The 11,562-nt window shown below is 48.8% G+C and carries 11 protein-coding genes and 1 pseudogene; 4 read left to right on the top strand and 8 right to left on the bottom strand.

The window, feature by feature from the left end:
- The 4 genes and pseudogenes from PPL9_RS32245 to PPL9_RS00365 form a co-directional block, all read left to right on the top strand.
- Positions 1–192, top strand: a pseudogene (locus PPL9_RS32245) (DUF2793 domain-containing protein); the annotation flags it as partial.
- 21 nt (positions 193–213) lie between these two features.
- The gene (locus tag PPL9_RS00380) at positions 214–393 is read left to right on the top strand and encodes a hypothetical protein (RefSeq protein ID WP_057460788.1); all 180 of its coding nucleotides are present in this window, start codon (positions 214–216) and stop codon (positions 391–393) included.
- A gap of 225 nt (positions 394–618) precedes the next feature.
- A complete protein-coding gene (locus PPL9_RS00375; protein ID WP_057460787.1) occupies positions 619–1,266 on the top strand; it encodes an N-acetylmuramoyl-L-alanine amidase in 648 nt (215 codons plus the stop codon).
- 467 nt (positions 1,267–1,733) lie between these two features.
- Positions 1,734–2,306: a hypothetical protein gene (locus PPL9_RS00365; protein WP_057460785.1), complete on the top strand. Its 573-nt coding sequence runs from the start codon at positions 1,734–1,736 to the stop codon at positions 2,304–2,306.
- 70 nt (positions 2,307–2,376) lie between these two features.
- On the opposite strand, the gene PPL9_RS00360 is transcribed toward PPL9_RS00365, so the two are convergent.
- The 8 genes from PPL9_RS00360 to PPL9_RS00325 form a co-directional block, all read right to left on the bottom strand.
- Positions 2,377–3,063: a hypothetical protein gene (locus tag PPL9_RS00360; protein WP_057460784.1), complete on the bottom strand. Its 687-nt coding sequence runs from the start codon at positions 3,061–3,063 to the stop codon at positions 2,377–2,379.
- 4 nt (positions 3,064–3,067) lie between these two features.
- Complete coding sequence (locus tag PPL9_RS00355) at positions 3,068–3,913, bottom strand: hypothetical protein (RefSeq protein WP_057460783.1); 846 nt, start codon at positions 3,911–3,913, stop codon at positions 3,068–3,070.
- 57 nt (positions 3,914–3,970) lie between these two features.
- The gene (locus tag PPL9_RS34010) at positions 3,971–6,928 is read right to left on the bottom strand and encodes a TrlF family AAA-like ATPase (RefSeq protein WP_057460782.1); all 2,958 of its coding nucleotides are present in this window, start codon (positions 6,926–6,928) and stop codon (positions 3,971–3,973) included.
- A 1,122-nt stretch (positions 6,929–8,050) separates the two neighbouring features.
- Positions 8,051–9,106, bottom strand: a complete 1,056-nt coding sequence (locus tag PPL9_RS00345) for a DUF2235 domain-containing protein (protein WP_244273323.1) — start codon at positions 9,104–9,106, stop codon at positions 8,051–8,053.
- Positions 9,107–9,135: 29 nt separating this feature from the next.
- Positions 9,136–9,534 (bottom strand): hypothetical protein, encoded by a 399-nt coding sequence (locus tag PPL9_RS00340; protein ID WP_057460780.1) that lies wholly within the window; start codon positions 9,532–9,534, stop codon positions 9,136–9,138.
- Positions 9,531–9,923, bottom strand: coding sequence for a hypothetical protein (locus PPL9_RS32890; RefSeq protein WP_057460779.1), 393 nt, complete (start codon positions 9,921–9,923; stop codon positions 9,531–9,533). The genes PPL9_RS00340 and PPL9_RS32890 overlap by 4 nt, the downstream gene beginning before the upstream one ends.
- Before the next feature lie 29 nt (positions 9,924–9,952).
- Positions 9,953–10,960, bottom strand: coding sequence for a DUF4123 domain-containing protein (locus PPL9_RS00330; RefSeq protein ID WP_057460778.1), 1,008 nt, complete (start codon positions 10,958–10,960; stop codon positions 9,953–9,955).
- Positions 10,957–11,325 (bottom strand): PAAR domain-containing protein, encoded by a 369-nt coding sequence (locus PPL9_RS00325; RefSeq protein WP_082596416.1) that lies wholly within the window; start codon positions 11,323–11,325, stop codon positions 10,957–10,959. The genes PPL9_RS00330 and PPL9_RS00325 overlap by 4 nt, the downstream gene beginning before the upstream one ends.
- Between the last annotated feature and the right edge of the window lie 237 nt (positions 11,326–11,562).

Genomic DNA, 11,562 nt, shown 5'->3' with positions numbered 1-11,562 from the left:
GACGGCGAGTTCTCCAAGTTCGGCGGTTCCCTCGGCATTGCCGCTGGCAGCTCCAACAAGGGCATCATCGGCCCGCAAGGCTTTTATTCAGAGACGCCTATCCGCCTGACTGCCAAGGGCAGTGACTTCACTGGAGGTACAGTTAGCGTGGCGATCCATTATCTCAGCGTTGGCGTACCGGAAGCCCTATGACCAATCTTGGCGAGATCAACAATGCGCTGGGCGGAGGACCCGCCGCCGTTGCCATTGCTGGTCTGGGCTTCTTTGCCTGGAGAGGTGCTCAATTCGTGGCGGCAAGACACCAAAGAATACAATGCTGCCCTTCGTGAGATCCAGAAGGAGGCCACCGATAGCCTGCAAACGAGCACCGAGGAGATCAAGCGCCGTGATTAAACACCTCCTGAAAATCGTTCCGCGGTCCCGCAAGCGAACATGCAAGGCTTGTAGCCAGCATGCGATTATCATAGTACGCCAAAAGCGCCGGGAACTCACCCAAGCGCTTCAGGAGCTGGCCCAGGCGAGAAAAGCCAAAGACCAAGCCTGACGCTTATCCATCCCAAAGAACTTACTTCTTCAAGCTGCCTTCGGGCGGCTTTTTTTATGTCTGGAGGATCAACTATGACGTACACCACACGAGACATCCAAGCCCGACTTGCTGCGCTGAGCTATGATCCCGGTCCCATTGATGGTCTTGATGGACCAAAGACAAGAGCGGCGATAAATGAGGCATTGAAAGCGCGGAACGTAAAGCGCGTCGAGGAATTGTTTCACACCTCAGGCCTTCACCGCATTATCTTGCATTGGACAGCTGGCGCGGACGGGCTCATTGAGCTGGAGCGACAGCACTACCACCTCATCATCGATCGCTCAGGCCGAACACATGCAGGTGCACTGAAACCAGAGGCCAATGCCAATTGCCTCGATGGCCGGTATGCCGCCCACACCAGAGCGCTCAACACCGGCTCCATTGGCGTAGCTCTCGATGCCATGGCAGGTGCAATAGAGTCTCCTTTTGATCCCGGCAAGTATCCAATCACGCAAGTTCAAGTTCAGGCACTAGCAGAGACTGCTGCTGATCTCTGTGAAACTTACCAGATCCCGGTGAGCCCATACTCCGTTCTTACCCATGCAGAAGTTCAGCCGACGCTGAGCGTCAAACAACGCAGCAAATGGGATATCGCCTGGCTGCCAGATATGGCAGAGCCGGAAGATCCGGTTGATGTGGGTAACAAGCTGCGATCCCTCATTGCAACTGCAGGGCTTTAAGTATGCTAAGCCTGCTGTACCTCCTTGCTCAGTACGCAGTAATTGTCGCCGTGATCGCCTCCGCACTCTGGTTCTTTGCTGATTATATTAGGGATCAGGAACGTCTCACAGCGGACCTGGAAAGAAACAGGCTAGAACTCTCTCAAGCTCGAGCCTCGCTTACTCAAGCAGAAGAGGTCACACGCGTCGACCGTGCATATCTGCAGCAGACAGAAGCACAAGCCGAGCACTGGGAAAAACTTGTCAATGACCTTCGATCCTAGGAGGGCTGCAATACGCATAGTATACCTCGTATAACTCTCATAAACATTGAAGAAAGCAATAAAGAAAAACTCATCGAGTAGATCATTCTAACTCAGAAAGGTCTTAGTTGATCTTTCATGCAATATGTATCTTTCTGGTAGAAATTGTTGACCTCGGGAAGTAGGTTCCTTCAGAACGAAGGCGCTTCATCTGAAAGAAATCTCATGAAAATTGCGATTATTGCATGGGGGTCTCTGCTATGGGACCCGAGAACCCTGAAGTTGGCTAATGAATTTTCACCATCTGGTCCAACACTTCCTATCGAGTTTAGCCGCGTTTCAGGGCGTGATGGCAGCCCGCTTCGGCTTACTTTGGTTTTAGATGAAGAGCATGGAACCCCCTGTTGCACACATGTTGCAGAAAGCTCCTACAGATCGCTAAATCTAGCTAAGGAGAACCTCCGTTTCCGTGAAGGAATGCATCATGTGAATGGGGTTGGATATGTAATAAAGCAATCGGAAGATACGAGCTTTCGTGCGCAAGAAAGACATCCTGAGGCTGTTGCGATAATCCGAGCTTGGCTTGCAGATAGCGACTATGACGCTGTAATCTGGACCGCTCTTGCCAGCAACTTCGATGAACGCACCGGGGAGCCTTTTTCCGAGAAGGCTGCACTAGAGTTTCTCAGCCAACAGCAGCAAGAGCATCTCGCAGCTTCGTTGGAGTACATTCGCAAAGCACCGGCGGCAATAAGCACACCAGTCCGCTTGGCAGTTTCTGATCATTGGCCAGACTGAACACCAGAGATTACTCTGCAGGTTCTTGCATTGACCTGCGTGGGTAAGAATGCGTTGCAAACCTATGCATCTAGGTCTCAAAGCCACCGGCAATGAGCACCGCTCCAGAGATACTCTTGCGGTACTTGAACGTTTCGACTGACAGGTCTACGAAGTCGGATATGTCTGCACCAGGTGCCCGGATGATCTCATCAACAACGCCAGGCTGCCCGGCAACAATCGTTATTTCTCTGTCATCTCGCGCGACAGAGGCGATAGGTACTTCGATGAGAGCTGCATACTGAACACCCATCAGCTCCACTGAGATTGGCGCCAGAATCTGCTCAACCTCGTCAACGATTCCGTCGTCCGGCCATCGTGGAAAGATCAGTTGCCCCTCTGGAATCGAACCCAATGACAGCAATTCCGTATGCGTGCTTACCCATTCATTGAAGGTCTCCAATCGAATGGAACCCCGAACACAGCGCGAGGATCTATTGATTGCTGTCAAAATCCGACGCAACGTTGGTGCTACGGGAATCCAATGCTTAAACGGGCCCTCGTCTTCGATGACGGGAAAGGTCATTCGAGCGTCCTGGACTTGAATAGTCAGTTTTTTTTTTGGTTGTGCCAGGATTGCGCCGATTTCGTAGATCTTTACTGCTTCTTCAAGAGCAACCGTCCGGCTACTATCGTAATCGAAAGTGATGCTGGCCCACTCCTTCTCATAGTCAAAGACGACCTCCAGGTTCTGATCCGCGAACCGAATTTTCGGCATTTCCTCATCCGTCGAAAAAGGAGGGGGGGGTGAAGACATCGACAGGAACAGCCACCCATTCCCCGGTATCAGCCTCAATCTCGATTGACGCAGACAGAAGTGCAGGTGCCTCCATTTCAAGGATCGCGTCACGGAGATAAATTTGATCGTTGCTCAGCGGTATTCCGAACCGTTGCTGCTCGATCATCAGGTGATTGATCTCAAGTTGTCTTTTGCCGCCGAGGAATAGGTCACCAAGCTTATGGCGGGCATTTTCCCCAGGAACAAAAAAACGCCCGGCAATTGGTTGCCCATCGAACCCACAGCTCTCCCGTATCCGCTTCTTGTGAGTGATGTAGCTGTCGGGGAAGCAGTTCACGATGCTATGCAAGGCAATTGACAATCCTTGCCCGTCTGGGCCGATTTCCAGGGCACGTTCAAGGGGAATGGGAACTTTGACCCTATGAATACCTCTGTTTCCTTTGGCTTCTTGTTCGCGGACACGGCGCAAGGTATCGGCAATAAGGGTATCATCCACTGGCACAATTACACATCGTTTAGATCGTCGCCCTCTCTTTTCATAAAAGAGAACTGCGATAGCCGCCGGCAGCTCCGCGTCAACCAGATGCTTTAGAGCCGAAAGCTTTATGCGCGGAGCCGATTTGGTCTGTTCTGTCGCTTTTACCTGAACAAGAAACTTCGGAAGGTCATTTTGACCATCGAGAGGCCGGTCGGGACAGCGCCGCGGATTGGCTTCAAGCATGAAATCCCAACCAAGGCGATCAGGGTCGGACCTTTGCGCGTGAAACCCTTCTGGTTCGCACCAGCTCGCAAACTCATTTTGTCCTCTCGTTCCTGGGTCTGGCTTCATGGAAATTGCTCCGAAATCCTGTAGTCGACACGAGCGTTGTGGCCCACTTAAGTCTGGTTATCGTTCAAGTCGCACCCGGAGGCGTCGCGCACGTTCTTTAAACGCCTCTTCCCCCCCCTCCAGAATATCGCAGACATGCTTCCGCATCTCCGCATCCTCGAGGCCGCCGGATTGATATGTTATTGGGGGCAATTCCCCCGGGCTGTGTGGACCGGCCGTCGCGACAATAATCTGATCAGCATCAGTGTTAATGACAAGATTGGCATTGTGAGTGACCATGACTACTTGCCGTTTGGCTTTTGCTGCAACGAACAAGCTGACCAGTTCATCAAAAATCGATTTGGGATCTAGATTCTCTTCCGGCTGATCAATGATGAGCGGCCGTTGGTCGGCTTCGTCAAGCGCGAGATAGAGAAGCAAAAGGACGATACCGCGTGTGCCGGGCGACAACTTAGTGATGTCTGTTCCTTCATAGTCGATGCCATATTCGATCTGGATATGACTGGTGCTGAACAACCATTTTGCAAAACGCATCAGCCAGTTCCGATACGCCACCGCATCGTTAGCCGGCACATTTGCGACGGCCATCAGCTCGTCCTGCCACTCCTCTGTAAAATTTTGGAGTGCCTTATCAATTGATGCGACATCTCCGGTCTCCCAAGCAGCTCTGATATGAGTGTTCGCCCATTGCTCGATTGAGCCTTTTCCCTTGAAATCCCCTGCCCGTCTCAGATCGAACAATCCCTCTCCGTCAGAAGCCCACGCGCAAACATCTGCCTTTCGAGTGGCCGAAAATGAGAGTTTCTGCAGCGTTCCTTCTGCAGACTGAAGTCTGTCAACCAGCGGTTGATAAAGATCTCGCAAAACCTGCTCTTCGGCGATGATCGACGCAAACACATTCACATATGCCTGCTGTCGACTTTGGTTGAGTGTTCGCATTCGCTCCACTGCGCCCTCACAGTCGGCCAATGAAGTCCTCAGATTCTCGATCTGTGTATTTTCACCCGCTATGCGTTTGACAAGTCTGGTGAACTTTTGCGCAGTCTCGGTGTCGATATTAATGAGTTTTTGAAGACGAGCAACTTCTGCTTCCAAGACAGCAAGAGGCGTTTTTTCTGGAGCCACATCATCAGCAAGATAGGGCTGATTGATATCCGCCATCGGAATTGGCGTGGTTCCCCTCCAGGAGTTGGCGCTTTGCTGTGCCGTGGCAAGTCTTGCCTTAAGTGCCGCGTCGACATCGCCGTGATATTCAAGCAAAAAGGCATCCCAGTCACATTCTTCGAGACGGGCAGCAACAAAACTTGCCTTCGTCGCACGTAAGGCTTCAGGTGCCTTATTTTCTCGAAACGCTTTAACTTCATCCTGCAGCGATAACAGCGAAGTTTCCTGGTTTACGGAATACCGCACATATGAACGAACCTTCTCAGCTGCATTGGCAATGACGGTGAGTCTCTTCGCCCGAGCTTCGCTGCCCTTGACGATGAGCTTGTCCCGGTCAGTTTCCAATCCCTTAACTAGGTGCTCTTTCTGGCTGATCTGCTGTTTGAGACCATCAATCTTTAACCGCTTTTCCCGCTCCGCTCCAATCTGATCAGAAAGAGAAACGATTGCTTCCTCTGCACGCTCACGCGCCAAACGATGGCGGGTTGCACGGAGCTCAAGCAATTGATCGAATCGGAACGTTCCATCTTTTTCTGGATGAGCCTCAAATATGACCCGTTCGATCTCTGCCAACAGTGCATCCGTCATGCCGTCGGCTGAGCAGAGCTCTTCAACGAATTTCTGTGAAAGGTAAAGCGCCCTTGGAAACCGTCCCTCTAGCTCGGGATCATACTCGTAATCGAGGAGAGTACGTTCCGACGGATCACCACTGCCCCAGTCGATCTTCACGTTGACGCCAGACAACAGATCGCCGGCACGGACCAGAAAGGATGCCGTGCTTAGACTCTGAGAAGCTGCATCACAACCTGCAGCTATTGCATCGGCGAGCGCAGTTTTACCAGAACCGCGGGCTCCGATGATAGCGACCAGGCCTGGATTAAGATCAACCTGTGGCGAGACTGCCCAGTCGGCTCCGAGTATGGTCGCACGCGAAATCACCTGGGAAGGTGTCGCGCGCATCGGAGGTGCTGCCCCCACATAGGCTCGCCCACTAGGATCAATGACGGCTTGCCGGAGAGTATCGAAATGAGCTCCTCCCTTAACCCAAGAGAAACGATCACCGTCCGGAGCACCCACTTTCGCCGTATCATGAGCATCGCTGCCGTGAAGGCATGGCTTGAGTGCGCCATAACGCTCCCGAATGTCGCTCTCTGACGTCTTCTTACCCAACCAGTAGTCTCGTTGACTTGGACTGCTCGAAAATATGATGTGGGCGAACTTTTCGACTTCCTGACGCTGGGCGCCTTCAGATTCCCCTCGCATACCGGATGTTCCGTCACTGCCACTGCCTGCGACAGCTATAAGGATGTTCTTTTTTGCCCAATCGACAGCCCGATAAACTTCTACCAGTTGCTCAAAACTTACCTTGAATTGAGTTGCACCCCGGGCAAGTGCGGCTCGTCCGGTCAGCTTGCCGTCGACCTTCGTTCCGAGCCGAGTGAGATCGTCGGGTGTACAGGTAAATCGATCACCGGAAAAATCAAAAGTCAGTTGGGCTAGAAACCGTTGTGTCGCCTGCACATGATCTGGGTCCTCAGGGTTCACGAGAAGATGGCAATTGACCCAATTGCCTTTGACCGTCCCAAATGCCAGTCGAAGCTCGACATTTGGGAATATCAAATCCACCCCAGAAAGCCTGCCATCTTGGTCCTTTGCCATGCGAACTTCTTTGTAGGTGTCTAGCAAGTAGTAATCTGTTACGCCGAGAGCTCGGATTTTCGGGGTGGATGCCTCAATCTTTGCAAGATATTGCTCTCTGCTATCCGCTCCTTTGAACTGGTCATTCAATACTGTTCCAGGTGCATGGATATGTGGTTCCCAACGCAGCCAGCGTGATCCAGAGTTAGTCATGTCATTCTTAGCTTTGTTCAATACTCAGAGCCGCATTAGTGATTAAGTTAATAACCGTAGGCTCCGACTTATGATAAAATTTAAATTAAGACATACTTACAACGATATCGCAGTGTCCCGCAATCTTGACGAGAACTTTTTACTAGTGCTCTTATAAAGCACTACAACTTTGGCGGATTCTTCCAGTTTGGGTCGTTCCAAATGACACCGATTCAAATGTCTCCAATCAATACTTTATAATTAGAAGAGCGATCTGGTTTCTACTTTACAGAATCTCTCGATCTATAGCACCAGGATCTCAATGCTTGGTACGAAGGTTATCGATGGGCTTGAATAGAAAAACCTCGAAGGTCTACTTTGGCAAATGGCATCCAACTTTGCATAGCGACCTCTAACCCTTAACCCTTGCTCTTGAAATTGCTAACCAACATCAGTGTTACGCGTGAAATCTCTACTTTTCGCAACCAGCATGGAATCTCCCATTCGCCCCAGAGCGTTAGGGGAACCTGACGATATTTGCCGGTCATCTCTTTCCACCGGGCGACTCGCGAACATGTCTTTTGTTGACGTGGTGTTGACGCGAACGCAAAAAGCCCTGAACCAGAGGTTCAGGGCTTTTGTTATGTGTTTGATCTATTGATCATAATTTGGTTGCGGGGGTAAGATTTGAACTTACGACCTTCAGGTTATGAGCCTCTAATGTAGTAAACTCTACTATTATTATTTTTCAATAAGTTAGCCTACAATACTCTGATTTATCTTTTGTTCTTATACGGTATTCGGGCATAATCACCGTCTTCAAAGGAGAGCAAATACAGCTCAAACCGAATATAGCTGTTGACGTAGTGTTGACGCAGAACATTGAGTATCTCAATGTCAAAATCTCAGTTATTGCCTCAATACATAATTTTCTACTCAGGTATAATGTATTCAATTCTCGCCGAAATAAATTTCAAGTTGCTGTTGCTTTTCTCCATAGTAAAAATATGTATTTTCAAATGATCTACCATTTCTGATTACGTTCATTCTCAACACATCTAGATACTATAAAAGCAACTCGCTTAAATTCCTCTCATCGATTTTACACGATCTTGTCTAAGAGACTCAGGCCTAAATCCACCTCTAGTTAGCAAAGATAACGCGCTTGCCACTCTTTGTAGGGGCATGCCCTAGAGAATCCTTGTCAGAGTTGTGGATGTATTTCCTATTTAGTAACTTTTGCTCTTCCACAGATAGTGGCGCGTTATTATGAGTCTTTTCGTCAATTAATTTTAGCTCATCAGGTATATCGGTCAGCCCTTGGATGGGATTTGCTGGTTGCTCTGTCAACGTACCGACTTCATCTTCGTGCTGGATTGGTATTAATGGTACATTACTGGATACAGCATAGGCATGCATTTTATGTAGTGCTATTCGTGAGAGCGCCCCATCGACATAGTCGCGCTGCATAGTCGCTTCGAAAATCTCATCATTTACTGACTTCTGAGTAATTCGTCCATTCTCGCCTTCATAGGTGCACTCTTTAACTTGGGCTGAATAGTAGGCATCGGTTGTTTCACAAAACGGATCGTCTACGGAACCGATCCGCCCTTCGTCGATAGCGCGCTCAACTGCACTTGGGTTTGTACCAAGATCAACCTCGGTCCCCCCCGACAAATAACCTCCACCGATGTCCGAGTGGGAGCCATAGAGACATTCTTCAATATGATTGCCTTGGGTTTTCACCTCTGGTACTTCACAGCCTACCGGGCTTGACAAAATCGATTTTAAAGCGAAGTTCTTCCTGCGCTCGTTGATTGCAGTAAGATGAACGACCTTTCTTTCCGCAATACCAACTGGCAAATGAAGTAAAACACTACCGTTGTCGTTATTTTGTGGCGAAAAATCAAAGTGCCTAGGTGACGAGATAGAAGGAACAGTGTCGAATAGGCCTATAAACTGCAGTTTAGTTGGGATTTCATGAAATACGCTATATAGAGATTTATCACCTCTTACTTTTAAGTACATTACGCGGCGCTTTTCCCCCTCCATGTTCTGTTTTGTTTTTGTTCTGTTATATCCCATATGTCGCGTCGTCTTGTAATATGGACCGTAGATCGCTTGAAACAAATTCAGCACATGAGCGTAGTGACGCGCTGCTGCAGCTCCTCGGGAGAAGCCAAAAACATCAACTTCAATTCTAGTAATATTATAGGAGGCATATGCACTTACAAATTCCCAAGCCTGCGAAGCTCCCTTTCCGATTTTGCAAGTACACCATAATCGCCACTGCCAGAGATTTGTCCGTTAGGAGAATCAATGTTTCCAGTGTCCGTTCCAATTCCTTCGATATAGTAGTTACCGTAGATGTATGTTTCCTCTTCCACGTTTTTCTGGCTATGCGAGGAAGGATATAGACGGTGAAGCTTCCATATATTAGTATAGTCTGATTTATAACTATCTGAAGTTAATGGCATATTATCAATGCCCGGCAGTTCACCTCCTGCTAGACGAGTACTTACATTGTAAGCATTGTTGCCGGTCCCATCAAAAAATAAGCCAATCCGCAATACAAATTTACAGGTTTCGCAAATAGAACGCTTGTCTTTTAGTAATTGCTCCGTCATCTGCTATTCTCTATCGGAGTTACATTACGGTTCTCACTTGTATAAAGCATTCCTGAAAACACTATTTGCGTTATTAGCGCGCTCACAAGAAATACTACCATCAATATAATAGATATAGATTTAGTAAAATAACTATAATTCCCATTCTTGAGAATAAAAAAATACCATACTATCAATATAAAAATAATAAAATTATAATAAAATATCAAATATTCTCCAGATAAATACTTGATATTACTTAATTTCATTGCATCAAAAAATAATAAAATAGGATTTATTGATATAAGATCTACAAATAACACACTCCCAAACGGAATTGCTACTAAGAGCAGTACAAACATAGTGCCAGCTAAAGTAAATCTTGGAACTCTATCTTCTTTGTTCGTCATCTATTCCTCGGATAATGTCATTTTTATAATTAATACGTTTGTTTTAAATACTCATTCAATTCACCAACAGTTTCTACTCCATTCGCAATAGCTTCTTTAACTTGATCTCTAGCAAAATCTTGTGCACCAGCAAAGGTTGTAACACCTATTTGCGGCAAGGCTTTTGCCTTCAAGAGATCATGCGCAATTTTTGCTATAAACAACTCCCACTGCATGTCCTCAAACACCTTCTCCTGAGCCTTACGGATCAGGGTGATGTGGCTCTTGGGTCGTTCGTTGGTTTGTGTGGAGCTTTCTGTAATTGGTGTCATGGGTGTGAGTTGGCGCGTCCCCATGTTAAAACGGTTTGTCTTGCAATGTTCACCTGCAGTAGGTGCTGCGAAGTGCCAGAGCTGCTGGGCATTGCACAGGCTGGGTTCTTCACACCAATCCTCAGCAATGAAGTCAGTAATTGGCCCGAAGAATGCCTGTGTTTCCGCTGGGTTTGTAGAGAGCAACCAGACGCGCAGAACAGCTGGATCAAAAAACCGAAACCTCACCAAACGGCCATCACTTTCGAACTCAACGCGCAAATAACGCCGGAAGTGCCGTCGTAGCAGCACGACATCCGTGGCTTCGTCCTCAGAGATATCTGGCGAAGCAACAAAGGCGCCGCGCTCTACCTGCTGCTTCAGGCTTTCTTGGGGCGGGGTTCTGTAAAGCTCTCTGGCCTTTGATTTTGAGGCTAAGAAGTAAATCCCCCAGCCCTTGCCCCAGCCTTCTTGAATCAGCCAATTGGTGAGATCGCTATCCTGCTCCAACCGCACCAGATAAGGAGCCGTCAGGGCAAGTTCCTGCGCCAGTTCTCCAGCAATCAGACTGCACCAGTCGGCATTCTCGTCCCCCAGTAAACGGCCATAGATATCTTCACACCATTGTCCGTCGATAATCGCATAAGCGGCAATGTCCTCAGTGACTTTGGCAAACAGGCTTGCCTTTACACTGTCCGCGATGAGCGTATCTGGCTCTACATCAATAGATAAAACTGCCTGCGTCATGAGGCATCCTTAGCAAATGGACATTCCTCGGCGAACGGCTTGCGTGTCCCTGGAGGGGACGCAGCACCGATGAATACATTGGCGCTTCCCGAGACATCAGCACCACCACAATCTATCGGATCGCCAACACGGCCTGCTTGCTTGTTGTTAAAGTTCACCGTGGGGCTACCAGCCGCCAATGCTCTGCCATGAGAAGGAGACGGGCATGGTGAACAGCCATGGGGCGCATAAGCATCCCCCTGCCTTACAGCAGGCCGGTTGTTAATGAAGATATTTGGACTTCCGGCAATGGCAGGTGTTGGCGGAAAGTGACAATCATGGCCAGAGCCAATGTCACCTAAACGAGCTGCGGGTTTTCCTGACATAGACCTCTCCTATTTCTCAAAGGAGCGGGCATAACGCTCGGCATGGGGACCTTGATAATCTTCTGGTGCAGATGGTTCAATGAATGGAACATCCTTGCCTGTCGCAGGGGCCCCTGCCCCGCAATTGACATTCACAACAGTGCTGTCAGTGCTGGATGTATTTTCCCCATTTGTGCTGCTTGAAAATTACCCACTTTCGCAGCTTTGACTTTTGATTGAAGGGGCATGCCCCTTCAA

The organism is Pseudovibrio sp. POLY-S9, assembly GCF_001431305.1.
Lineage (GTDB): Bacteria > Pseudomonadota > Alphaproteobacteria > Rhizobiales > Stappiaceae > Pseudovibrio.
This window is presented reverse-complemented; position numbering and strand designations above follow the sequence as displayed.

Bases quoted from the DNA above. Each gene is read 5' to 3' on its own strand.
- PPL9_RS00330 (WP_057460778.1), bottom strand. From the start codon at position 10,960: ATGACGCAGGCAGTTTTATCTATTGATGTAGAGCCAGATACGCTCATC.
- PPL9_RS00365 (WP_057460785.1), top strand. From the start codon at position 1,734: ATGAAAATTGCGATTATTGCATGGGGGTCTCTGCTATGGGACCCGAGA.
- PPL9_RS00360 (WP_057460784.1), bottom strand. From the start codon at position 3,063: ATGCCGAAAATTCGGTTCGCGGATCAGAACCTGGAGGTCGTCTTTGAC.
- PPL9_RS00355 (WP_057460783.1), bottom strand. From the start codon at position 3,913: ATGAAGCCAGACCCAGGAACGAGAGGACAAAATGAGTTTGCGAGCTGG.
- PPL9_RS34010 (WP_057460782.1), bottom strand. From the start codon at position 6,928: ATGACTAACTCTGGATCACGCTGGCTGCGTTGGGAACCACATATCCAT.
- PPL9_RS00325 (WP_082596416.1), bottom strand. From the start codon at position 11,325: ATGTCAGGAAAACCCGCAGCTCGTTTAGGTGACATTGGCTCTGGCCAT.
- PPL9_RS00380 (WP_057460788.1), top strand. From the start codon at position 214: ATGCGCTGGGCGGAGGACCCGCCGCCGTTGCCATTGCTGGTCTGGGCT.
- PPL9_RS32890 (WP_057460779.1), bottom strand. From the start codon at position 9,923: ATGACGAACAAAGAAGATAGAGTTCCAAGATTTACTTTAGCTGGCACT.
- PPL9_RS00340 (WP_057460780.1), bottom strand. From the start codon at position 9,534: ATGACGGAGCAATTACTAAAAGACAAGCGTTCTATTTGCGAAACCTGT.
- PPL9_RS00375 (WP_057460787.1), top strand. From the start codon at position 619: ATGACGTACACCACACGAGACATCCAAGCCCGACTTGCTGCGCTGAGC.